The 23,227-nt window shown below is 45.9% G+C and carries 19 protein-coding genes; 16 read left to right on the top strand and 3 right to left on the bottom strand.

Annotation, left to right across the window (positions count from 1 at the left end; translation table 11 throughout):
- The first annotated feature begins 208 nt into the window (after positions 1-208).
- The 11 genes from BS617_RS12990 (at position 209) to BS617_RS13040 (ending at position 12,331) form a co-directional block, all read left to right on the top strand.
- Positions 209-1,462 (top strand): sarcosine oxidase subunit beta family protein, encoded by a 1,254-nt coding sequence (locus BS617_RS12990; RefSeq protein ID WP_075173203.1) that lies wholly within the window; start codon positions 209-211, stop codon positions 1,460-1,462.
- A 21-nt stretch (positions 1,463-1,483) separates the two neighbouring features.
- Complete coding sequence (locus BS617_RS12995) at positions 1,484-1,774, top strand: sarcosine oxidase subunit delta (RefSeq protein WP_075173204.1); 291 nt, start codon at positions 1,484-1,486, stop codon at positions 1,772-1,774.
- A gap of 12 nt (positions 1,775-1,786) precedes the next feature.
- Positions 1,787-4,807, top strand: coding sequence for a sarcosine oxidase subunit alpha (locus tag BS617_RS13000; protein ID WP_075173205.1), 3,021 nt, complete (start codon positions 1,787-1,789; stop codon positions 4,805-4,807).
- Positions 4,800-5,468, top strand: coding sequence for a sarcosine oxidase subunit gamma (locus tag BS617_RS13005; RefSeq protein ID WP_075173206.1), 669 nt, complete (start codon positions 4,800-4,802; stop codon positions 5,466-5,468). The genes BS617_RS13000 and BS617_RS13005 overlap by 8 nt, the downstream gene beginning before the upstream one ends.
- A 24-nt stretch (positions 5,469-5,492) precedes the next feature.
- The gene (gene purU, locus BS617_RS13010) at positions 5,493-6,359 is read left to right on the top strand and encodes a formyltetrahydrofolate deformylase (protein WP_075173207.1); all 867 of its coding nucleotides are present in this window, start codon (positions 5,493-5,495) and stop codon (positions 6,357-6,359) included.
- Positions 6,360-6,576: 217 nt separating this feature from the next.
- Positions 6,577-7,644, top strand: coding sequence for an AraC-like transcriptional regulator QhpR (gene qhpR, locus BS617_RS13015; RefSeq protein WP_075173208.1), 1,068 nt, complete (start codon positions 6,577-6,579; stop codon positions 7,642-7,644).
- Between the two features lie 59 nt (positions 7,645-7,703).
- Positions 7,704-9,137, top strand: a complete 1,434-nt coding sequence (glnT, locus tag BS617_RS13020) for a type III glutamate--ammonia ligase (RefSeq protein ID WP_083610034.1) — start codon at positions 7,704-7,706, stop codon at positions 9,135-9,137.
- A 15-nt stretch (positions 9,138-9,152) separates the two neighbouring features.
- On the top strand, positions 9,153-10,016 hold the full coding sequence (locus BS617_RS13025) for a phytanoyl-CoA dioxygenase family protein (RefSeq protein WP_075173209.1): 864 nt from the start codon (positions 9,153-9,155) through the stop codon (positions 10,014-10,016).
- Positions 10,016-10,771: a type 1 glutamine amidotransferase gene (locus BS617_RS13030; protein WP_075173210.1), complete on the top strand. Its 756-nt coding sequence runs from the start codon at positions 10,016-10,018 to the stop codon at positions 10,769-10,771. Before BS617_RS13025 ends, BS617_RS13030 begins: the two co-directional genes overlap by 1 nt.
- Complete coding sequence (locus BS617_RS13035; protein WP_075173211.1) at positions 10,768-12,123, top strand: ammonium transporter; 1,356 nt, start codon at positions 10,768-10,770, stop codon at positions 12,121-12,123. The genes BS617_RS13030 and BS617_RS13035 overlap by 4 nt, the downstream gene beginning before the upstream one ends.
- A gap of 19 nt (positions 12,124-12,142) precedes the next feature.
- Positions 12,143-12,331 carry a hypothetical protein gene (locus BS617_RS13040; RefSeq protein WP_075173212.1) on the top strand — a complete coding sequence of 63 codons (189 nt, stop codon included), beginning with the start codon at positions 12,143-12,145 and terminating at the stop codon, positions 12,329-12,331.
- 58 nt (positions 12,332-12,389) lie between these two features.
- On the opposite strand, the gene BS617_RS13045 is transcribed toward BS617_RS13040, so the two are convergent.
- A complete protein-coding gene (locus BS617_RS13045) occupies positions 12,390-13,373 on the bottom strand; it encodes an ADP-ribosylglycohydrolase family protein (protein ID WP_075173213.1) in 984 nt (327 codons plus the stop codon).
- A gap of 264 nt (positions 13,374-13,637) precedes the next feature.
- On the opposite strand from BS617_RS13045, the gene BS617_RS13050 reads away from it, so the two are divergent.
- Complete coding sequence (locus tag BS617_RS13050; RefSeq protein WP_075173214.1) at positions 13,638-15,014, top strand: L-serine ammonia-lyase; 1,377 nt, start codon at positions 13,638-13,640, stop codon at positions 15,012-15,014.
- Between the two features lie 4 nt (positions 15,015-15,018).
- On the opposite strand, the gene BS617_RS13055 is transcribed toward BS617_RS13050, so the two are convergent.
- Both BS617_RS13055 and BS617_RS13060 read right to left on the bottom strand, forming a co-directional pair.
- The gene (locus tag BS617_RS13055) at positions 15,019-15,804 is read right to left on the bottom strand and encodes a helix-turn-helix domain-containing protein (RefSeq protein ID WP_075173215.1); all 786 of its coding nucleotides are present in this window, start codon (positions 15,802-15,804) and stop codon (positions 15,019-15,021) included.
- 111 nt (positions 15,805-15,915) lie between these two features.
- Positions 15,916-16,878: a cupin-like domain-containing protein gene (locus tag BS617_RS13060; RefSeq protein ID WP_075173216.1), complete on the bottom strand. Its 963-nt coding sequence runs from the start codon at positions 16,876-16,878 to the stop codon at positions 15,916-15,918.
- A 311-nt stretch (positions 16,879-17,189) separates the two neighbouring features.
- Between BS617_RS13060 and gbdR the strand changes: the two genes are divergently transcribed.
- The 4 genes from gbdR to BS617_RS13080 all read left to right on the top strand — a co-directional run bounded on the left by gbdR (position 17,190) and on the right by BS617_RS13080 (position 23,205).
- Positions 17,190-18,341 carry a choline metabolism transcriptional regulator GbdR gene (gene gbdR, locus BS617_RS13065; RefSeq protein ID WP_075173582.1) on the top strand — a complete coding sequence of 384 codons (1,152 nt, stop codon included), beginning with the start codon at positions 17,190-17,192 and terminating at the stop codon, positions 18,339-18,341.
- 674 nt (positions 18,342-19,015) lie between these two features.
- A complete protein-coding gene (locus BS617_RS13070; protein WP_170870354.1) occupies positions 19,016-21,271 on the top strand; it encodes a sensor histidine kinase in 2,256 nt (751 codons plus the stop codon).
- A 141-nt stretch (positions 21,272-21,412) separates the two neighbouring features.
- Positions 21,413-22,471: a beta/gamma crystallin-related protein gene (locus BS617_RS13075; protein ID WP_075173218.1), complete on the top strand. Its 1,059-nt coding sequence runs from the start codon at positions 21,413-21,415 to the stop codon at positions 22,469-22,471.
- A 113-nt stretch (positions 22,472-22,584) separates the two neighbouring features.
- Positions 22,585-23,205 (top strand): response regulator transcription factor, encoded by a 621-nt coding sequence (locus BS617_RS13080; RefSeq protein WP_075173219.1) that lies wholly within the window; start codon positions 22,585-22,587, stop codon positions 23,203-23,205.
- Positions 23,206-23,227 lie beyond the last annotated feature (22 nt).

A 23,227-nucleotide genomic window follows, 5' to 3' on the forward strand; every position in this document is an offset into this window, starting at 1 on the left:
AATGAAGCGGGACGTATCTAAGGTTCGGGTAAATACATACTAATCGTTCTTCTCCCTCTGTCGTTTTCGGACATTCTTAAGGCGCTGCGACACATTAGCCTAACCCACCCCACGGCTACCATCGCTCTAATGCGATAGGTACTGCTAACTCTTTCGCTATCGACCGTCTTTACATACCCGCCGAGCGGGCCGTTAGGGAGCTGACACAATGCAGCATTATTCAGGCTTTGGACTGTTAAAACACAGCCTAACCCACCACGAAAACTGGCAACGCCAGTGGCGTAACCCTACGCCCAAGAAAAAATACGACATCATCATCGTGGGTGGCGGCGGCCATGGGCTAGCCACAGCTTATTACCTAGCGAAAGTGCACGGTATTACTAACATTGCCGTGCTCGAAAAAGGCTGGTTAGGTGGCGGCAACACGGCACGTAATACCACCATTGTCCGCTCCAACTACTTGTGGGATGAGTCAGCACGTTTATATGAACACGCCATGAAACTATGGGAAGGCCTGTCTCAGGATCTTAACTACAACGTGATGTTCTCTCAGCGCGGCGTTTACCATACGTGCCATACGTTGCAAGACATGCGCAGCAACGAGCGACTCGTTTACGCCAACGCCTTACAAGGTATTGATAACGAGATGCTAGACGCTGAACAAGTGCAAAAAGAGATCCCTGCGATTGATTGCTCACCGAGTGCGCGCTATCCCATTTTAGGTGCATCTGTACAACGCCGAGGCGGCAACGCCCGCCATGATGCCGTGGCTTGGGGTTATGCCCGTGGCGCGGATGCACTGGGTGTCGACTTAATACAACAGTGCGAAGTGATCGATATGGTGATCGAGAACAACATTGTGAAAGGCGTTAAGACTAAGCAACACGGCGTCATCATGGCTGATCGTGTAGGTTGTGTCACCGCCGGCAACTCAAGCACGCTAGCAAAAATGGCAGGCTTTGATTTACCGTTGGAATCCCACCCCCTACAAGCACTGGTATCTGAACCTATCAAACCGATTATCGATTGCGTGGTTATGTCCAATCATGTGCACGGCTATGTGTCGCAATCAGACAAAGGCGATTTGGTCATTGGTGCCGGTATTGACGGCTACACAGGTTATGGCCAACGCGGGTCATATCCCACTATTGAACATACCATCCAAGCCATTATTGAGATGTTTCCTATTTTCAGCCGGGTACGCATGAACCGACAATGGGGTGGCATTGTAGATACCACGGCAGACGCTTGTCCTATTATCTCAGAAACACCGGTAGGTGGTTTGTTCTTTAACTGCGGCTGGGGCACAGGCGGCTTTAAAGCAACTCCTGGCTCTGGTCATGTGTTTGCAGCCACGTTGGCCGAAGGCAAAGCTCATCCACTGGCCGAACCATTTTCTATGTTCCGCTTCCACAGCGGCAAATTAATTGATGAGCACGGCGCCGCTGGCGTGGCGCACTAACGAGCGGTTAGGAGACAACATATGTTCCATATCTATTGCCCTCATTGTGCGGAATACCGCGAAGAAGATGAGTTTCACGCCAAGGGCCAAGCGCATATTGTACGTCCACTCGACCCAGACACCTGCAGCGATGCCGAGTGGGGAAACTATATGTATTTTCGCCCTAACCCTAAAGGGTTACGCCACGAAATTTGGTACCACAGCGCGGGATGTCGCAAATTTTTTAACATGACACGCGACACCGTAACCTACGAGATTAAAGAGGTGTACTTGATAGGCCAACAGCCTCAGTTCACCGCTGATGCCCTTTAAGGAGCAGCCCCGATGACTCAGAAAAACCGCATCCCGTCCGGTGGCCTAATCAACCGCGCTAAACCGGTTACGTTTACCTACAACGGCAAAAGCTACCCAGGCTTTGAAGGCGATACCATTGCCTCGGCATTGCTGGCTAATGGTGTTGATATTGTAGGCCGTAGCTTCAAATACAGCCGCCCTCGCGGCTTAATAGCGGCTGGCGCTGAAGAGCCCAATGGCATTCTACAAGTAGGAGCCAGCGAAGCAACTCAAGTCCCTAACGTACGTGCCACCCAACAAATGCTGTTTGATGGTTTAGTGTGCGAGTCCACCAACGGCTGGCCAAACGCTAATTTTGATTTGATGGGCGCGATTGGCAAAGTCGGCGGGAAGATGATGCCCCCAGGCTTTTATTACAAAACCTTTATGTTCCCGCAGTCTATGTGGTCAACGTATGAGAAAGTCATTCGTAAAGCAGCCGGTTTTGGACGATCACCATTAGAAACCGACCCCGACACTTACGACCATATCAACCAGCATTGCGATGTCATGATCGCAGGTGCAGGCCCTGCTGGTTTGGCAGCCGCCTTGTTTTCGGCAAATAGCGGTTTGCGCGTCATTATTGCGGATGAGCAAAGCGAATTAGGTGGATCGTTACTCAGCAGCAAAGAGCAAATAAACGGTAAACCCGCGTTAGACTGGGTGCGCGATATAGCCGCCAACTTGTCAGCTCACCCGAACGTGAGCGTGCTGACGCATGCGACGGTGAATGGCTATCACGACCATAACTTCTTAACCATCCACCAGCGCCTCACAGACCACATAAGCGATAAAGCGCCAAATGGTCAGGTACGTCAGCGCATGCATAAGGTCCGTGCGCATCAAGTAATTTTAGCCACCGGTGCGCATGAGCGGCCTCTAGTATATGGCAACAATGACTTACCGGGGTCGATGATTGCTTCTGCCGTTTCAACCTATATTAATCGCTTTGGCGTAGTGCCGGGTGAATCGCTAGTGCTAATGACAACCAATGATTACGCCTATCAAGCGGCTATTGATTGGCACGAGTCCGGTCGCGAGGTTGTTGCTATTGTCGATACTCGCGCAAACCCCGAAGGAGACCGGATCTCTCGTGCGAAGTCGCTAGGCATCAAGGTTATTACCGGATCAGCGGTGATTGATACCCAAGGCAAAAAGCGCGTAACCGGCGTATCAGTAGCGCCCATTAATGCGATGGGCGATAGTGTCACGGGTAAACCTACACAGCTGAGCTGCGACACAGTGGCGTCTTCCGGTGGTTGGAGCCCTGTTATCCACCTATCCTGCCATACAGGTAGCCGCCCGCAATGGCGTGATGACTTAATTGCGTTTGTACCGGGAAAACCAGACCGCTCACAACTCACCGCTGGGGGCATAAACGCAACCTACGCACTCAATGATGTCATCAATGAAGGCTTCAACGCCGCACAAGAAGCGATCTTGGCATGCCAGAAAACACCAGCCGACCGTCCGGTTGTGTCGATTGATTCGGTGGTAGAGGCGGCATCAATGGCGCTATTCCTCGTGCCTCATACAGCAAAGCCTTCTCGTGCACCAAAACAATTTGTTGATTATCAAAATGACGTGACAGCAGCAGGTATCCAACTAGCTGCACGCGAAGGTTTCGAGTCCATCGAGCATGTTAAGCGTTACACGGCGCTAGGGTTTGGCACAGACCAAGGCAAGCTAGGCAATATTAACGGTATGGCCATCACCGCCCAAACACTCGGAAAAACCATCCCTGAAACCGGTACTACGGTCTTCCGCCCAAACTATACGCCCGTTACGTTTGGTGCCATTGCCGGTATGCACTGTAAGTCTCTATTCGACCCGGAACGCTACACTGCCATGCATAGCTGGCACCTAGAACACGGGGCTAAATTTGAGGATGTAGGTAACTGGAAACGCCCGTGGTATTACCCCAAAGCAGGTGAATCCATGCAAGAAGCGCTGAACCGCGAATGCCAAGCAACGCGTAACAGCGTCGGCATTTTAGATGCATCAACTTTGGGCAAAATAGATATCCAAGGCAAAGACGCTCGTGAGTTCTTAGGGCGCGTATATAGTAATGCTTGGGCAAAACTAGCCGTTGGAAAATGCCGGTACGGACTCATGTGTCACGAAGACGGCATGGTCTTTGATGACGGCGTGACATCATGCCTAGGTGAGAACCATTTTTTGATGACCACCACAACAGGCGGAGCGGCGGGAGTCCTCGAATGGCTCGAGCTTTATCACCAAACCGAGTGGCCTGAGCTTGAAGTGTACTTCACATCAGTAACCGATCATTGGGCAACGATGACCATATCAGGGCCAAACTCACGCGCGTTATTGTCTGAACTATGTGACGATATCGATCTCGATAAAGAAGCGTTCAAATTTATGGATTGGCGAGCCGGCACGGTAGCGGGCGTTCCTGCCAGAGTGTTCCGAATCTCGTTTACGGGGGAGCTGTCTTACGAAATTAACGTCCAGGCCAACTTCGGACTACACGTATGGGAAAAACTGTTTGCACAGGGTGCTAAATACAACCTAACACCTTACGGCACTGAAACCATGCATGTTCTGCGTGCTGAGAAAGGCTTTGTGATTGTCGGCCAAGATACAGATGGATCCGTGACACCTCACGACTTAGGTATGAGCTGGTGCGTGTCTGACGGCAAACCATTTAGCTATATTGGTAAACGCGGTATGCACCGTGAGGACAACTTACGCAAAGACCGTAAACAGCTGGTCGGTTTAAAAACTAAAGATCCACACCAAGTCATTCCTGAAGGCGCACAAGCCGTTGCCACGCCAGAGGTAGCAGTACCGATGGAAATGCTAGGCCATGTTAGCTCCAGCTACTACAGCGCAAATTTAGGTCATAGCATCGCTATGGGCTTTATTCGTGATGGCCTCAACAAAATAGGCGATACCGTTTACTACCCTCAGCGCGACGGTTCCGTAATAGAAGCTGAAATTTGCAGTCCAATTTTTCTCGATCCTAAAGGGGAACGCCAGCATGTCTGATCTGAATACACCGCAAGCACCCGCTTCTTATGAACACCACTGCGCAAGCTTGAACCAACAACCTCCCGAAGTTGCTGGGCAATCCCCCTTACATCACGCGGATCTAGCCACCCATGCGTCACAGGGACCTGCTCAGGGGAATGTCATCTTTCGTGAACTCCCTTTGCTGGGGCATCTCACACTCAGAGGGAGCCAAAGTAACACGAGCTTTATGCAGGGCTGTGCGTCAGTGTTAGGTATCCCACTGCCCATTACGCCGTTAAGTATGGTCACTCACCACGATGTCTCTATTCGATGGATCAGCCCTGATGAGTGGCTTGTTATTTTACCAAACAGCCAAGCCTTTGCCGTTGAACAGTCATTACGCGCTTGTATTACGGGCCATTACAGCATTGTTAACGTGAGCGGAGGTCAAACACTGATCGAACTAAGCGGTCCTGACGCTGTTAATGTGCTAAAAAAGAGTATGTCGCTGGACGTACACCCGAGCGTTTTCCCTGTCGGCAAGGTGGCGAGTTCGTTATTTGCAAAAACGACGGCCATCCTCAGCCATACCGAGGACAACTGTTATCAGCTCGTAATACGCCGCAGCTTTTCAGACTACATCTGGCTCTGGATTCAAGCCGCCAGCCAAGAATACGGCTTAGTGGTGCGGACGTAATCCGCACCCCAATGAGGACACAGCATGCCTAAACTGACGAATGATTGGATTTTTACTGCCCACTGCCCAAGCCTTATTGGAACCGTAGATGTTGTGACGCGCTTTATGGCAGACAGCGGAAATTACATTGATGAAATTCATTCTTTTGATGATCGCGTCTCAGGGCAATTTTTTATACGCATCGAATTTCACCCACAGGACGAAACCTTTACTGAAACAGGCTTCAATGACGCCTTCGCTGAGCGAGCCAAACCATTCGGCATGACATGGTCACTAACTCCGCCAGGTTACCGAGCAAAGGTTGCTATTTTAGTATCTAAGTTTGATCACTGCCTCAATGATCTCTTGTACCGTCACCGCACGGGGCAACTACAAATCGACATTCCGGTGATTATTTCCAACCACCCTGATCTAAAGCCGCTGGCCGAGTGGCACGGCATTCCGTATTACCATCTACCCATCACACCAGATACTAAGCCACAGCAAGAAGCAGAAATCCTCAAATTGATCGATAAGTACAACGCCGACCTTGTAGTATTAGCCCGTTACATGCAAGTGCTGTCTCCTGACATGTGCAACGCGCTTGACGGCAAAGCTATCAACATCCATCACTCATTACTGCCCGGTTTTAAAGGCGCAAAACCGTATCATCAAGCATGGGAAAAAGGCGTAAAAATGGTAGGTGCCACGGCACACTATGTGAACAACGATTTGGACGAAGGCCCCATCATCACACAGGGTATACAAACGGTTGATCACGCCCATTACGCTGAAGACCTCGTCTCTAAGGGACAAGATATAGAACGGATCACGCTCTTTAACGCCGTAAGATACCATGTTGAAAAGCGTGTCTTCTTAAATGGCAAACGCACAGTTGTGTTTAGTAATTAAGCGTCTAACTCGGCCAAACTGAGCATATTCTGAGCTATGTAATAGGTAACACACAGCGGGCACCCCGTTGCTCGCTGTGTGCCAACTCAGTGCACACAACAGCATACTCGCCTCCGCATCATATATAAAACAGCAACTTAGCCATTAAATATATTGGTATCTAAATTGCTACATCTTTGTTGCACTCTCCCATGTAACAAAGGCGGGCAAAGCAATCATGGTCAAATCAACCTACCCACATAAAGCATCTCTAGCTAAACAGCCTTGCGTGTCTAGTGTACTTGGCGCGGTTACCGTCGGATTGGAAGAGTTTATTACAGCACAAGGCGGTGAAAGCCGCGATGTATTGTCCCGCTCCGGATTGCACAGCCGATCCTATGAGCAACCGAATCAGCACATCCCCTTGAAACACTACTGTAATTCTATGCATGAAGCCGCACGATCAACTGGAAATGAACACTTTGGGCTATGGTTTGGCGAGCAGTTTCAACCAGAGGGGCTAGGGCTGTTTGGTTTATATGCAATTACCTCTGCAGATTTACGCTCGGCATTGCTGGGAATGCGTGACCATTTTCCTGTATTCCAGCGTAATAGCTTACTCAATGTTTATGTTGAGAAAGATATTTGCGAAGTTGAGTACCGCTTACTCGACGGCGAAATTATGGATCGACGCCAAGACGCTGAGTTAACGATAGGTATGATCAATAATGTGATTAAACGCGCCATGGGGCCCAACTGGGCACCTCTTGCGATTGATTTTCAGCACCCCGCCCTAGTTGACGCCAAACCTCATCGCGATGCCTTTAAATGCGACGTTTCATTCCAACGTGAGCGAAACCTTATCCGGTTTAAAGCAGATGTGTTAGAGCAAACGATGCCTAACGCTGATCCTATGCTTAACAATGTCAGCATAGGCAGTATGCTGCAGTTGGCGAACGTTAACCTACCTGAGCTTTCCGTTAGCCAACGGGTAAAAAGTGAAATCATAGAGCTCTTGCCTCAGGGAGAGGCATGCCTTGATCTTGTCTGCTGCCGTTTAAATATGTCGGCCCGCTCATTGCAACGACGGTTAGCTCAAGAGCAGCAATCCTTTAAAAGTGTCCTCGATGAAGTGCGCGAAGAACTGGCCATCTACTATTTGAGCTATCACAACGTCAATATTTCTGAAATTGCTTATCGGCTGGGGTACTCAGAACTCAGTGCTTTCACTCGTGCTTTTTTTCGCTGGAAAAATACCAGCCCCTCAGAATGGCGCCTAATGTCAAGTAACCAGCTTCTAGGGTAAAACGTTATTCCTTTTAGCTTTGAGATACTGCTTTCATTCTAACTCGCAGGATGAAAACAATGTCTCAGATTAGTAGTCTTTTCCCTCCTCTTTGCACAACACACTCTAATCCGGTTAATCCAGAGCTCTCTGCTTCATGTATTTGGAACTGCCCAGAACACAACGCATTAGAGGCCGCACAGGCTTTTCTTAGTGCGCACAATGTTTCTTTTATTTTGGCACAATTTGTCGATATTCACGGCAGTATCAAAAGCAAATCCGTTCCTGTTCATTGCTTAGCCTCTTTAGTATCCGATGGAGCTGGGTTTGCTGGTGCCGCCGTCCAAGGCTTTACCATGTCGCCTCAAGACCCCGAATACATGTTAGTAGCCGACCTAACAACGCTAACCTTACTCCCTTGGTTACCTGGTTACGCACTAATACGTGGTACTGGCATGGTTGGAGATAGCGCCTATGCACTTGATTCTCGCAATTTACTCATCGAACAATGTGAACGATTACAGCAAAAAAACTGGCGTTTAATGACCGGGCTCGAACCTGAATTCTATCTACTAAAACAAGATAGCGAAGGGAATGTTTCGACCTATGATGATACCGACAATCAAGAAAAGCCCACCTACAATTATCAAGGCATCACTCGCAACGCTCACATCATTGAGCCTCTCTACTCAGCCCTTACAAAAGTCGGTTTAGATGTTTACCAAATTGACCATGAAGACGCGAACGGCCAGTACGAACTAAATTTTAAGTATGACGAAGCCTTAAAAACCTCTGACCACATACAGTTTTTCAAAATGAGCGCTAAGGAAATAGCCAATAAACACGGCGCCTTGTGCAGCTTTTTACCTAAACTCAGTGCCACAACCACAGGCAATGGGATGCATGTGCATTGCTCACTGGTTGATAGTGAAGGCTCAAATCTTTTTAATGATGACAACGACCCCCATCAGATGGGCTTATCTGCACTAGCCTATCAGTTTATTGCGGGCATTATGGCCCATGCAAAAGGGCTGACTGCACTTTTGTGTCCAAGCGTTAATTCATACAAGCGCCTCATATCTGGCACACCTGATCGACCTAGTTGGGCCCCCGTATACATCGCCTACGGGGACAATAATCGCTCAGCTATGCTTCGAATTCCTTATGGGCGTATCGAAATTCGCATTGGCGATAGCAGTATGAACACCTACTTAGCGACAGCAGCCATTATCGCCGCTGGCCTGGACGGTATCGAACGTAAACTAACACCTCCCGACCCCATCAATATTAACTTTTTTTCGTTAACTAACGAGCAAATCAACACTCTGCAAGTTGATCGTCTACCAGAAAACCTCAGCGAAGCTATCAACGAATTAGAAAAAGATCCCTTTTTTGCAGAAGCCCTAGGCGAAGAGTTTATCGATAACTTTATACGCATAAAGCGTGAGGAGTGGCAGCGTTACCACCTGCAAGTTAGTGATTGGGAAATTAAAGAATACTTATCTTTTTATTAATGGGGAAACTCGCACATGCTCACATTAACTGACGCTCAGGTTGCTCAATTTAAACATGATGGATTCCTTATTGTGGATAAAATCATCGAGCCTGAGCACGCTATTGAAATACGGGAACGCTTCACTGAAATTTTTGAACAAGGGAAATACCAGACGGGTATAAAGCCTGACGAAGTTAATTTACCGCAAGGCAACCCGCCTTATACCATGCAAATTTGTAACGCATGGAAGTCTGACCTTGGCGTTGCCCGCCAAGTTTTATCTGAGTATATGGGACAAGCTTGTGCACAACTTGGAGGCTGGTCGGGCACGCGTTTGATGATCGACAATTTGCTGTGGAAGCCCCCACAAGGCCGATCTATTGGCTTTCATCAAGACAGCATGTACTCGCTCTGGATTGACAAGCCCGCATTAGTGAGTTGCTGGATAGCTCTGGATCAGACCACGGCTGAAGGCGGTACCTTGGTATACATCAAAGGCTCACATAAATGGGGCGAAGCCAAACCTATCATGCAATTCCACGGCCCTGAAGACGACCTTAAAGAAGTCAGAGAATGGGCACAAACCTATGGTTTTGAACTAGAGCTTGTTCCTGTGGTGGTTCCACCCGGGGGAGGCGCCTTCCATGATGGTTGGTTATGGCATGGATCCCGAATTAACCAAGCCGACGTCGCGCGGCGCGCTATAGCAATGCACTGCTTCCAATCAGATATCCAATTTAACCCTGATTTAATGACCGTAGGTAACGGGCCTATTTACGGGCGCTATAAGAAATTTGGTTCAAACGAAGTTGATGAAAGCTACTTCCCAATCATTTGGCGTGAAGATGGATATCGCACCCCTGGGCTAGACGACTACTTAGAAAAAGGTATTTTCTGATGAATATTATTGCAATTATGGCCGGAGGAATGGATGGCCCTGTAGAGTCAGGCACGATAGGTCGCGTCATCGAACAACGTGGTGGTACTCTGCACTGGTTTTACCGTCGATCGGACGATGGCTTCCCTTTCGATATACAAGCCTATGATGCGCTTATCGTGTTCGGTGGCGAAGTCAGCGTCCATGATCCCGCACTCAAACCCTACTTCGATGACTTATCTGCTTTGATACATCGCTTCTATGCAGCCAAGAAACCCATTTTAGGATCGTGTCTTGGTTGCCAAGCGATAGCCTATGCCTTTGGTGCTAAAGTGAAACCCCAAGGCTTTTTAGAATACGGATTCACGCAATTAACACTTGAAGACGATTGCCAAACGGACCCACTCCTACACGATCTAGCCTGCCATCAACACCTATTCGAGATGCACTCCGACACCTTTGATTTGCCGATCGGCGCCATACGGTTAATGAGTGGCACCGACGTGGCTAACCAAGCGTATCGTATTGGCGATAACACGTACGGTTTCCAATGTCACTTCGAGGTGAGCCCCGAAATCGTCAGTACATGGACGCACCGAGAGCTTATCGATAACCCAAGCCAAGATCAGACACGTGTTGCCGAGCTCTTCAAAACGGTAAAAGAGGGCTTTGCTCAACATAAGGATCAACAAGACAACTTTGCAACAACGGTGGTTAACCGATGGTTAGACCTAGTTGAAGTACCTATTTCAATAGTAGAGGAAACAAGACAATGAGCACTGAAACACTCACACTGGAAAGCCTAAGCGCTATTGTCCAGTCTCAGCAAGCTGTTCTTGATATGCACCAATCAATGAATATGGAAGTGTTTTATTGGTGGTGTACTGCATTAATGCTAATGATCCACGCGGGCTTTCTCGCCTATGAAATGGGAGCTTCACGCGGGAAAAACGCCTTAGCCGCAGGTATTAAAAATATTCTCGCACTTGCCATGATCATTCCGGTGTTTTATCTAGTGGGGTGGTGGATCTATCTATCATTCACCACTGGTTTTATACCTACATCAGTTAGCGAAGCCTTACCATGGTCTACGAGTATGGGGCCTAAGCTCGATGAAATGGGTACCGGTATTTTTTGGGCTGCTTTCGCTCTCTTTGGTGCCACCACAGGCTCTATACTATCTGGAGCGGTGATTGAACGAATAAGAGTAAGCGCCTTCCTAATACTGACGGTATTAGTGGGAGGCGTTGTCTGGATACTAGGCGCCTCTTGGGGATGGCACCCAGAAGGATGGCTGCTCACCAAATGGGGCTATCATGACGTAGGCGCATCAGGAGTTGTACATGCAATCGCGGGCTTCTTCACTTTAGGTGTATTGATCAACTTAGGGCCTCGCAAAGGTAAGTTCATTAAAGGGATTGCACAAACGATTGCCCCGCATAGCCTTCCAATGACGCTCATTGGTTTAATGATGATCATCTTTGGCTTTTTTGGCTTCTTAGGTGGCTGCATCATCTTTAATACTGGCGAAACTGGCTGGACAACCATATATAACACACCCACCAACTTGTCTGCTTTTGCCTTCAACACTCTAATGGGCTTCTCAGGCGGCATCATCGGTTGTTACTTTGCCACCCGAGATCCCTTTTGGACGATGTCCGGTGGCTTGGTCGGAATCATATCAGTTGCGGCCGGGTTGGATTTATATGACCCTGCACTCGCCTTTATTATCGCAACAGTCACCGGTGTGGGTGCTGTGAAATTTGCGCAAATGCTAGAGCGTTTGGGTTTAGATGATGCAGTCGGTGCCGTCGCCGTACACGGGTTTGCAGGGGTTAGTGCTTTGTTATGTGTCGGTATTTTTTCCCATGGCACTCCTAATGCCCAAGGTCTACCAGACATAACCTTTACCGGGCAATTAATAGCGGCCATCGTCATGATCGCACTCGGCTTTATTCCTGGTTATGGCGTTTCCTTACTACTCAAGAAAGCCAACATTCTTCGAGTCCCTGAAGGCGTAGAAGACCTTGGTATAGACGAGGTAGAGCTGCTTGCTAAGCCTTACCCTGAAGCCAATGTACCCGCAACAGTCCAAAGCGAAGTACCTAATAAACTGGCGAATATTTAATCCAAGCAGGAGATATATCATGGGAACATCATTTTTATCATGGGATAACGTTACGGCCTACTTTATGTTTGCAGACAGCCCCACTCTCCTCATGCTATTTGCAATAGTGGTTGGATTAATTTGCATCAGTTTAATTACGTCAATCAAGAAACACGAAGACAAAGCATTTAAGCAACACCTCAAACCACTGGATCACCGTAAAGAGTAGGAGAACGAAAAAAGGAGCCTAATAAGGCTCCTTTCATACAGAAAAACGATAGACCCGATCAACATAACCAATCTGGGAGCTGTACGTTCTGGGGTGATGAGTAGCCACATAAACAATCGGCTAAATGCCGAATGACGGGCTCAGCAAAAAGGCCTGCTCGCCATTCATAAGGAATGGCGTTATACCCCCAATAAGCGCCTGCCAGTTGTCCATAGACGGCACCCAACGTGTCGGAGTCGCCTCCTAAGTTCACCAATGCCAACAGCCCCTCTTCAAAAGAAGAGGCATGATAAAAAGCCCATAAGACCGCCTCTAACGTGTTAACCACTTGTCCGCCAGTATTCAGTTGCTCGGCATTTTTGTAGCGAAAGCTGCCATTCAATACAGCCATCAGCTCATCACCCAATTCGATAGAGAGCGTGATCAACGCATCAAATGACAACAAAGAGGATTTATCAAAACCTGGTGGCGAATTAAGCACATTAAGAATTAGCTGCGCAAATACCTGATTTGTTTCTACACACCGTGAGTCAGGGTGGGTTAAAAAGGCGTTATCACTAGCATATCGAACGGCTAGCTCATTATCATGGTGGTAGTGAATTAATACTGGGGCTAACCGCATAATGGCGCCATTGCCAGCACCATAGGGGTTTTGCAGCATGGTTTGCCATAATTCGCCGTAAATAAGACCATGATCTTCAAACAGCTCAATGGCACGGCGCGTTTGCTCGTCTATCCCAAAGGCCATCCCCGTCGATGAGGCAAACCCCTCTCGATACCAACGGCTATATCGGATCATTTGATCAAGTGAATCATGTCCATTTTTCTGTATTAGGCTTACTGCAGTGCACAAAGCTAATGAAGTATCATCAGTCCAATAGCCAGCTGGCAGATAGTGAGGTCCCCCTTCACGAAATCCATGAACTGGCTCAAACATAGCTGGCGACAAAAACTCCACAGGCGCTCCCATGGCATCTCCAACCGACAAGCCTACAAGCATCCCACGTAACCTATCGAGCCTTTCTTCATGCACGTATTCCATGATGCATGTCTCCTGTCACCACTACACTACACATAACAGTTATAAGACAAAGCCTACCTAGTTATCAAACACTTTTTGCAGCGCACAATAAAATTACCGTATATTGAGACTTTTAGCGTTAGTCGACCCTCCCACCTTTATCAAGTCGATGTTAGTGAAGGTAAGGTCGCTTTATGGTATGCGGAAATTCTCGTTATCAACGATAATCTAAACAGTTAATATACCCATCATAATAAGAACCGTTAAAAACGAGTGGAGAACCTCATGAGTATTAGTGTTTTTGATCTTTTTAAGATTGGTATAGGCCCATCTAGCTCCCACACCGTCGGGCCAATGCGGGCAGCTGCTACATTTTCATCCTACTTGGCCGAAAACGATCTTCTACAGCATGTATCTGCTATCAACATTACACTTTTTGGATCTCTTAGCTCTACCGGTAAAGGCCACGGCACCGATGACGCTGTTATTGCCGGCTTAATGGGTGAGCTGCCTGATATTGTTGACCCAGTCACGCTACCTGACAAAATCGCGCAAGTTGACACCACTGAGCGGCTCTTTTTAGCAGGCAAGCATGCCGTGCCTTTTATCCGCAAACAGGACTTGCGATTTAATGATGAGGCCTTGCCTTACCACCCAAATGCTATGTGTTTAACCGCGTACGGTGATGACTGTATTCTTTATGAGAATACCTATTACTCAATTGGCGGTGGCTTCTTTTTAGATCAGAGTGAGGCAACAAAAGACGCACACCTCGTGCCACAGGTAGAGCTACCTTACCCGTTTGAAACAGCCAATGAACTACTCACATTATGCAAAACCCACGACCTGCGCATTAGTGAGTTAATGATGGAAAATGAAAAAGTTTGGCGTAAAGAAGCGGATATCCGACAAGGCATCTTAACTATTTGGCACGCCATGGAAGCGTGTGTTAACAGTGGACTGAGCCATCAAGGGATTTTACCCGGTGGACTAAATGTGCGACGCCGCGCGCATTCGCTACACCAGTCATTGCTACAAGCTTGCGACACAAATGTTATCAGCTCTACGCTGTCTGGCATGGATTGGGTTAACCTCTTCGCGCTGGCCGTTAATGAAGAGAACGCGGCAGGCGGGCGAATGGTGACAGCCCCAACCAACGGTGCTGCCGGTATTATCCCCGCTGTCCTCATGTACTACATGCACTTTAATCCCAAAGCAACGGATGATGATGTGGTTAACTTTCTTCTAGCCGCCGCGGCTATTGGCGCTTTGTGCAAAAAGAACGCGTCAATCTCCGGTGCCGAAGTGGGCTGCCAAGGGGAAGTTGGTAGTGCATGCGCTATGGCAGCAGCCGGTTTAGCAGAAGTGCTGGGAGGTACGCCTAAGCAAGTGGAAAATGCCGCTGAAATTGGCTTGGAGCATAATTTAGGCTTAACCTGCGACCCTGTTGGAGGCTTGGTCCAAGTACCTTGCATCGAACGTAATGCCATTGCTGGAGTAAAAGCGATCAATGCGGCACAAATGGCACTGCGCGGCGATGGCGATCACTTCATCTCGTTAGATAAAGTGATACGCACCATGCGAGATACAGGGCGCGATATGCAGGATAAATACAAAGAGACCTCTAAAGGAGGTTTAGCCGTTAACACCATTGAGTGCTAACGGTTCACCGAGCTGGGCTGCGCCATTCCGAGGGCGTACAGCCCATTGATTCTTTGAACATGTAAGCAAACGCCGATGGGTTAGCATAGCCTAACTCTTGCGCTATTTCGGTAACTGGGCGGGCGTGACATAGCCACTCCAAAGCCCTACATAGCCGTAACCGATAACGCCATGCACGGAATGAGATCCCCATATCCTCTGTAAACAACCGTGTTAAGGTTCGGCTCGATATACCTAACAGTACCGCCCATTGCTCAAGGGTACGCGTATCATCTGGGTGCAGATAAACCTGCTGACAGATCGTGATTAAACGCTCATTCGATGGCCACGGTAATCTGAAATCCTGCTCTTTTTGCCGGTGTAGTTGCTCAACAATAATCCGCTGCAATAAACCCACATAAGAAGAGACTTCTTTCGTTTGCCGAATATGGTCAGCTTCCTCCAACAGCTCAATCAATAAAGAGGACACACGAAACATTGTGCAGTGATCCGTCAGGTTCACTTCAACCGTCGCCTCTATGGATACGCACATAAACTCTGCCCCATCCATGGTTGCCAATGAGTATTGCGTTCCGCTGGGGATCCACAACGCCTGACGTGGCGGAACCACATACCAGGTGCTATCGACCATAACCGTCAACGTGCCATGAGTCGCGCAAACCCATTGATGCCACGGATACGATATAGAAGGGCAGCGGCGCCGAGGCTCAACCACCTGGGAACGAATACGCACCGGCGAACGTGATGTATCTTGCTCTGTTAGTGGTTGATCAATCCATTCAAAACTCATTTTCACCACTTAGCCTTAAATCAATAAATATTGAATTATTATCGATTTTAAGACACTTCTTTGCAATACAGAATAAAAAAATTAAATCGGTATAGCGAGAAGCCGAAGAAATTAATCAGGCTGATTCATATCAGCCTTATCTAATTGTTTAACGGGTTTTAATTGCTGGTAATACGAACGCGCTTTTCTAGCATGCCACAGCGTTCGCCCCAGCGCCGATAGCTCTTCCAATACATATCGAGCCAGCCCAAATCGTCGCTGGGGCTGTTGCGTAATAATCATACTCTGATAGCGCCAATTGGATCGCAGAAAACCTGGCAGTTTTGCATCAATCATCTTAGAAGTTCGTTTAACCCACGCGAAACGATGTTTGAAAAGGTACTCTTGAAGGCGGTATTTTTCTAATTCCCGATTGAGCGTTTTACTGCAAACAGTCGTTTCTTTTTTGGTCATTATCCAATTCAGGCTTATATTTTCGGGGGCTTTAGATATCACTTTATGAAACCACAGCGGTGGGATATACAACATATCGCCTTCATTCAGCATAAAGTGGGTATAGCGCTTGTGTATAAGGGATTTGGCATCATTGCCATTCATAATGGCGAAATTCACAAACGGATAGCAATGCAGAGGCGTGTCGGGAGATACGAGAAACCACTCTTTTTGCCCTGTGACTTGAGTATTGAACACACTCACCATGTTGCCATCAAAGTGCCAACTAGAAACATTATCTTGGTTATGAACCCAAATACGCATGCTTTTGCTACGTGTAAACGTATTAGAAGCATCAAGTAACCGCTGGACTAACTCGGGTGTTTGATAGTCACCGGACAACATGTCCCTTTCCATCCAATACCAAAGTGAAGCAGCCTCTGCTTTTGTTTCTTTTGCGAGTGCTTGACGTATATAAGTTTCTGTCCAGCGCTGTTTAGCCGGCCAGCTTTCTCCTACACCCTCGATAATAACGGGTTGCTCTGTGTTGTAATAACGGCTTACAAAGTCTTCAAATGAAAAATCCGCGCTTTCCCGCGCTATAGCAAAATAACCAGCTTCAGATTTAGATTTATTATTCATGATTCTACAACAGCAAGAATATAGGCGATTTACTATACGTCATTCCTTTCAGCCATACCCGCTATAGGCCTAATTACGCCACAACACAGTGCAGTTTCGACACACTTGGTTAATCTGTGTGCGACTTTGTGTCATTAAGTAACATGTCACTACACAGCAATTCTGTTATCACTTATAGACCTACTGACTCATAAGCCCTTTTTTATTAAACGCTTATTCAATAAAAGCAGGGTTAATTGCGCCCAATGGCACTTTAGGCATGCTAATTGCTCATGCTAACTTATGAAAATGGTTCATTAGGAGCAGATGCCATGTTTGATATCCATAACCGCCAGCCCGCAGAAGTGCAGGCCGTAAAAATGAATAAAATCGGCTTTTTGTTATTAGAAAATTTTACGATGATTGCTCTGGCATCAGCAGTAGAACCATTACGCATGGCAAATCAGCTTAGCGGTAAAGAGCTGTATACATGGCATACACTCACTGAAGACGGTAAGGCCGTCACGGCAAGTGATGGCATTAGCATAACCCCTGATGGCTCGATGACCGACCCGCTTAACCTCGATACTATTATTGTCGTGGGTGGAGTTAATATCACCCGTAGCTACTCTCGACGTCAGGTGTCTTGGTTACAAAAAATGGGCCGTCGCGCTTGCAATGTGGGTGCAATTTGCACAGGGGCTTATGTTTTGGCTGATGCAGGTTTGCTAGATGGGTATGACTGCAGCGCTCATTGGGAATGTATTGCTTCCTTACAAGAAAAATTCCAAAAAGTGCGCTGCACAAACCACCTCTTTGTTTTAGACCGCAACCGTATGACATCGAGTGGCGGCACAGTCCCACTGGATATGATGCTTAACATGATCCAACGTGATTATGGGTATCAGCTTACGGCAGGTATCTCCGAAATGTTTATCTGTGACCGCGTGCGTAACCACGCAGACTACCAGCGCATACCACTTCGTTACGTTCTGGGCACCACTCAACCGAAGCTGGTTGAAGCCGTATCATTGATGGAAGCCAATTTAGAAGAAACAATCGAGTTAGATGAGTTAGCAGGGTACGTCGATTTATCACGTCGCCAGCTTGAACGCTTATTCCAGAAACATCTGCAATGTTCACCATCTAAATATTATCTAAAATTACGCCTATTACGTGCTCGCCAATTACTCAAGCAAACATCAATGTCAATTATTGAAATTGCTTCAGCTTGCGGTTTTGTTTCTACACCGCATTTCAGCAAATGCTACCGCGAGCATATTGGTCTACCACCGCGCGAAGAAAGAACCGGAGCTAAGAAAACCGATACTAGTGAAGTGAGCTTAACAGGCTCAATTACTCATATTGAAGCGGCACGCGAAGCACGACAATTTGAGCTAGCCCCAAAGGCGAGCTCGCATTCATTACATGCCTTAAACGAGGCACGTTACGAACCTTCTTATGGATCAGTGGCCTTGCAGTAAAGACTCCTCGGAGGCCTCCCCCTTCAGCCCAGACAAGTACACTATGTTGATGTTGTATGGGCTCTTTATCGCCTAACTTTTAGACTTATTATCGCTTTTAACCACTGAGAGCACTCACCCCCCCTCTTTTCTAAACTTGGTATCCATTGTTTTTTAAGGCCGTAAATAAGACTCATACTATTGAGGTAGTATGATAATGTATACGCGGTAAGCCATGAGAGCCCTTTGTGGCGCCTGATCAGTGTAATGTGCCGTGCTCAACCATACAGATCATCTTTATTAACGCCATACACGTTAATGTATAGCTCCTTTAATGATTGAGACAAAAAGTTTTCCATGTTTTTTGCGCATTCAGTAAATCTTTTAGTTATGATCAGTGGCTCACAAGACGTCTTGTACATCCGTCTTTCCGAACAGTGTTTATTGATCCACGTATTGCTTTGAATACACGAAAGAGAAATAAGTTCTTATATTTATTAAAACCTTAAGCCCTTGATACTTTAGGGTCATCGAAGCACTATCAATTAAACTAAAGTCGAACCAAGACGTTTAGATATATGTATCGGTTATTTAACAACAATGCACACTGTGCATTAATTAACATAAAGCAAGATTTAATCTTACAGGTGCTCTGTTCGGTTTCTCAGTGTTATTTGAGATCCGTGACGTGTCTATTGCTAACTATTGTTTTTTTTGCCGCTGCTGAAAAAAGCCACGCTGCAATTAAAACCATACCTCTCGATTCACTTGTTCAGCATTACGATTTAAATTCGGATCGTCGCAGCTCCGGCCTTTTTGTATGTCCTGAGACGTTAGATTATGCGCTTTTTCAAGACACGCAAAGAGCCCTGACTAACACATTATCAACGACAACACTCCCAGATTTCAGACATGATAACCGGTACTGTTTTGTTGCAAAGCTTGTCAATAAAACCCACGAGAAAAATTGGGTACTGCATTTCAGCAATTTGTTCATCAATGATATTTCCGTTCTTATATATTCTATTAATGGTGAAAAAAAATATCACTCTAATCTTAGTAAAGGAGTCACTGACGAAGCTTTAAATGTATTTGGAAGGGCTTTTTATATTGATCTTAATCCTAATGAGGATTACACCTTTATATTTGAACTAAAAAGCAATTCTTTGGTTTCACCGCCCTATTTTTCAATCATGACCGAGCCTTCATATCACCAATGGTCCTATACCATTGGGCTAACATTTAATCTAGCCGTTGGCGTTGTGCTAGGTTTTATTTTAATGGCTTTTCTTAGCGCGAGCGTAATGAAAGATATAACTTTTTTTTGGTTCGGCTTTTCATCTTTATTGATGTTAGTATTTTTTACCATACGCAGTCACATCGGTGTTTATCTTTTACAAGGCACTGAAGAGCTACCATCGTGGATATGGGGTTGGGCTTCACTAACCTCCATGAGCATTCTTCTTTTTGTACGGTCCTTTCTTTCTATAAAAAAAGAGAATAAATACGTAGCCGACCTTATAATTAAGACTGTAGTATTTAGTTACATGATGGTTTTCGGTCTAAGCTTTTTCTTAGATCGACATGATAATATTATTCTTTATTTAGTATGTTCAATTATCATGTCTTTAGTCATTTTTTATGCAGGATTTTCGAACGGCCACAAATTAAAAGGATATTACCTTTTATTTATTCTTGGATGGCTTCCACTTTTTTATTCCTTTGCAAGTATTGCTTTTATCTTAACCTCCGAGCCCGGTCTATATGATAACACCCTCTCCTACAGTGTTATTTTTGAGCCCTTTCTACAAATTATTCATATGATTATTCATTTCATGGCTTTGCTGATGCGAATCGTTGATTTGAAAAAGAAAAAATATCAGGCAGAGATGAAAAGTGAAGCCAAGTCTCAGTTTCTAGCGACTGTTAGCCACGATCTAAGACAGCCTCTGCACAGCATGAGTTTGTTCGTATCCTTGTTGGATGAACATATAAAAAGTGAAAATGGTAAAGTGATTTTAGCAAAAGTTTCAGGTTTACAATTTTTAATGAGTAAATCTTTTAATCAACTGATGGATATTAGTAAGCTAGAATCTGGGCTCGTTAAATCGGACAATGAATGGATTGATTTACACCTCTTTACAGACAAACTACGACAAGAATTTTCCCATCAAGCTAGCCTTAAGGGGCTATCACTGCGCTTTCATGTTACTAAGCAAGCGATATGTACTGATATTCAACACCTTGAAAGAATACTTCGTAATTTAATTTCAAATGCCATTAAATATACCGAACGCGGAGGTGTATTAATTGCCTTTCGTGCTCACCGAACTGGCTTGTTAATACAGGTTTGGGATACCGGTCGCGGAATCAGGATAGAGGATCAAAGTCGTATTTTTGATCTCTATCAACGTGGACAAGAAACGAAAAGCAACCAATCCGGCATGGGCATAGGTTTAGCTATAGTCAAGCAACTGGTAGACGTTTTAGGGGCAGAGATTATCGTGCGCTCTAAGCCGTGTAAGGGTTCGGTTTTCAGCATATCGTTACCCGTGAAAGCGGAACATGCTGCAGAACACTCTGGTAATAATGACATGGAAAAATCACTGCGTTGGATAGCTGAGTTTTCAGGTCATACGCTTTGTGATCAAGTAACTGAGCAGATGAGCCGCTGGGGCTATAAGGTAGAGACGCACAGCCCAAAAGATGACAATGCAGATGTAATCGTCCATTTAATTGATATTACCTGCTTCTCCGATCTTTCAGCGCTCATGCATTACAAGGATAAGCCCAACTTGCATATTGTTATTGGCTTTCTCAATCAAAATTGTTTAGAGCTGATAAACCGGCCCATAAAAAACAATATCTATCTTCTGCCTGCCCACTATCAAGCAGCACAACTACGCTCGTTGGCACGGTTCATTATGAAAGAATATGCCAAACACAGCTGATCACTACAGATAAAGCGATGGATAACATCCCCCCCATCTGGCGGGTACCTTTAGTGGATTTGAATTCTTACTATGAAATCTCATTATTTATATCAATAGCTCGGCAGAATCTATGAGCGCATGCTTAAGAGAGATTTAAAAATGAGTATTACTATTTATCAACATGTAGATTTCAAAGGAAAAAAAGCAGTATTAGCTGAAGATGAATATCCAACCAGTCAAATAGGAAACGACCAAATAAGTTCGGTAAAAATCCCAGAGGGCTTTTATGCTATGTTCTATAAAGATTCTGGATTTCGTGGGCCTAAAATGGTTTTGTTTGAAGGTGATTACTCTTCCTTGCCCGGTTGGAACGATAAAATCAGCTCTATTAAAGTACTTAAGCAAAATTCAAACATTGACCCTTTAGTTACATTTTACGAAAACAATCATTTCAAAGGATACAAACAAAGCTTAGCGGGCATAGGACAGGAAACAAGCTACCCGAGCCCATTTTTAAAACATGATGCTATTTCCTCGTTAAAAATTCCTGAAGGGGTACGTGTGGTTTTGTATGAACACAGCAAATTTGGCGGTAAATCTTTAGAATTAGGTCCTGGCGATCACCCCAGTCTTAAAGTGTATGGATTCAATGATATTGCATCGAGCGTGAAATTAATCCGGTCTGACTTAGAGCTGGTAAACATTAAATATGACAACGAGGTTACGACGCCTGCAGGCGAGCCTATTGGTATCGAAGGGCGTGTAGTTTCAGACTCCAGCCAAGAACAAAGCTATGCGTTAAACCTAACTAAAGAGATTGAATCTTCAATAACACGGTCTTGGAGTGAAACAACCCTTGTTGGTCTAGAAGTCAGTGTAACCACTGGGGTAGAAGCCGAAGTTGGTTTGATTACAACATCTGCATCCACAACGATCAGCACAAAACTAGAGCAGTCATTCACCATAGGCGAAGAAGAAACCCATTCGGAGGTATCTACTTTTGGACAGGTTCTGACTGTATCGTTAGCGCCTTTTCATGTGGGTGAGGGTTTGATCATATTAACGCCTCAACGAAAAAAAATAGATGCCACCTATACATTTCGTGTTGTTGGTACCGATCGCTTAGTAGAGCAGGCCGCAACCATTTTAATAGATGATTTTCAACAAGGGGAAGCGACAATAACCACTCGCCCCATCGAGACCGGCGAAGTCTTTTGATGTAGGTTATCAGTGTGGATCTGCTCACCGCAGGTTGGCACTGATACTCCTAAGAGCGCCAACAAGTATATAACTTATTTAGCGCCCGATACCGCTTTAATGGATGACTTGGTATGCAGTTATATAAGCGATTTCTCATAGCCGAAGATCACGAAATGTATCGTGATGGCTTAAAACAGTTAATAAACGAACTGTATCCACAAGCACATATTCACACGGCGGGTAATTTCTCGGCAGCATTGGATACCTTAGCTGGTTATTCTGACTGGACGCTACTCATGCTCGATATTCGTATGCCTGATATTAAAAACCTAGATGGCCTCGATCTTATCCGCAAGCGCTACCCTACGTTAGTTATTGCTGTGATTTCGACACTAGATTTTGAAGTCAGTATTCGTCAGATGATTGATTTAGGGGCTAACGGTTTCATCACCAAATCAACATCTAAAGAAGCGATGAAAAAGGCCATTATAGATATTTTAGAGGGCGAGATCGTCATTCTGTCAGACACACAAGGCAGTGATTGTGTCTATTTCACGGCCCAACAGATGGCCACCCTGCAAGGCATGGCTCAGGGACTTTCTAATAAAGAGATCGCAAGACAACTGGGAGTCTCCCCCTTAACTGTAAAAGAGTATGTCTCTGTGATATTGGAGCGACTCATGGCAAAAAATCGTACTGAAGCCGTCTTGATTGCCCAAAAAAGAGGCTTTTTATTGGATCATCTTATGTAACCTATTAAAAATCCAAAATAAC

Source organism: Neptunomonas phycophila, assembly GCF_001922575.1.
GTDB classification, from domain to species: Bacteria; Pseudomonadota; Gammaproteobacteria; order Pseudomonadales; family Balneatricaceae; genus Neptunomonas; species Neptunomonas phycophila.

Bases quoted from the DNA above. Each gene is read 5' to 3' on its own strand.
- BS617_RS12990 (WP_075173203.1), top strand. From the start codon at position 209: ATGCAGCATTATTCAGGCTTTGGACTGTTAAAACACAGCCTAACCCAC.
- BS617_RS12995 (WP_075173204.1), top strand. From the start codon at position 1,484: ATGTTCCATATCTATTGCCCTCATTGTGCGGAATACCGCGAAGAAGAT.
- BS617_RS13000 (WP_075173205.1), top strand. From the start codon at position 1,787: ATGACTCAGAAAAACCGCATCCCGTCCGGTGGCCTAATCAACCGCGCT.
- BS617_RS13005 (WP_075173206.1), top strand. From the start codon at position 4,800: ATGTCTGATCTGAATACACCGCAAGCACCCGCTTCTTATGAACACCAC.
- purU (WP_075173207.1), top strand. From the start codon at position 5,493: ATGCCTAAACTGACGAATGATTGGATTTTTACTGCCCACTGCCCAAGC.
- qhpR (WP_075173208.1), top strand. From the start codon at position 6,577: ATGGTCAAATCAACCTACCCACATAAAGCATCTCTAGCTAAACAGCCT.
- glnT (WP_083610034.1), top strand. From the start codon at position 7,704: ATGTCTCAGATTAGTAGTCTTTTCCCTCCTCTTTGCACAACACACTCT.
- BS617_RS13025 (WP_075173209.1), top strand. From the start codon at position 9,153: ATGCTCACATTAACTGACGCTCAGGTTGCTCAATTTAAACATGATGGA.
- BS617_RS13030 (WP_075173210.1), top strand. From the start codon at position 10,016: ATGAATATTATTGCAATTATGGCCGGAGGAATGGATGGCCCTGTAGAG.
- BS617_RS13035 (WP_075173211.1), top strand. From the start codon at position 10,768: ATGAGCACTGAAACACTCACACTGGAAAGCCTAAGCGCTATTGTCCAG.
- BS617_RS13040 (WP_075173212.1), top strand. From the start codon at position 12,143: ATGGGAACATCATTTTTATCATGGGATAACGTTACGGCCTACTTTATG.
- BS617_RS13045 (WP_075173213.1), bottom strand. From the start codon at position 13,373: ATGGAATACGTGCATGAAGAAAGGCTCGATAGGTTACGTGGGATGCTT.
- BS617_RS13050 (WP_075173214.1), top strand. From the start codon at position 13,638: ATGAGTATTAGTGTTTTTGATCTTTTTAAGATTGGTATAGGCCCATCT.
- BS617_RS13055 (WP_075173215.1), bottom strand. From the start codon at position 15,804: ATGAGTTTTGAATGGATTGATCAACCACTAACAGAGCAAGATACATCA.
- BS617_RS13060 (WP_075173216.1), bottom strand. From the start codon at position 16,878: ATGAATAATAAATCTAAATCTGAAGCTGGTTATTTTGCTATAGCGCGG.
- gbdR (WP_075173582.1), top strand. From the start codon at position 17,190: ATGTTTGATATCCATAACCGCCAGCCCGCAGAAGTGCAGGCCGTAAAA.
- BS617_RS13075 (WP_075173218.1), top strand. From the start codon at position 21,413: ATGAGTATTACTATTTATCAACATGTAGATTTCAAAGGAAAAAAAGCA.
- BS617_RS13080 (WP_075173219.1), top strand. From the start codon at position 22,585: ATGCAGTTATATAAGCGATTTCTCATAGCCGAAGATCACGAAATGTAT.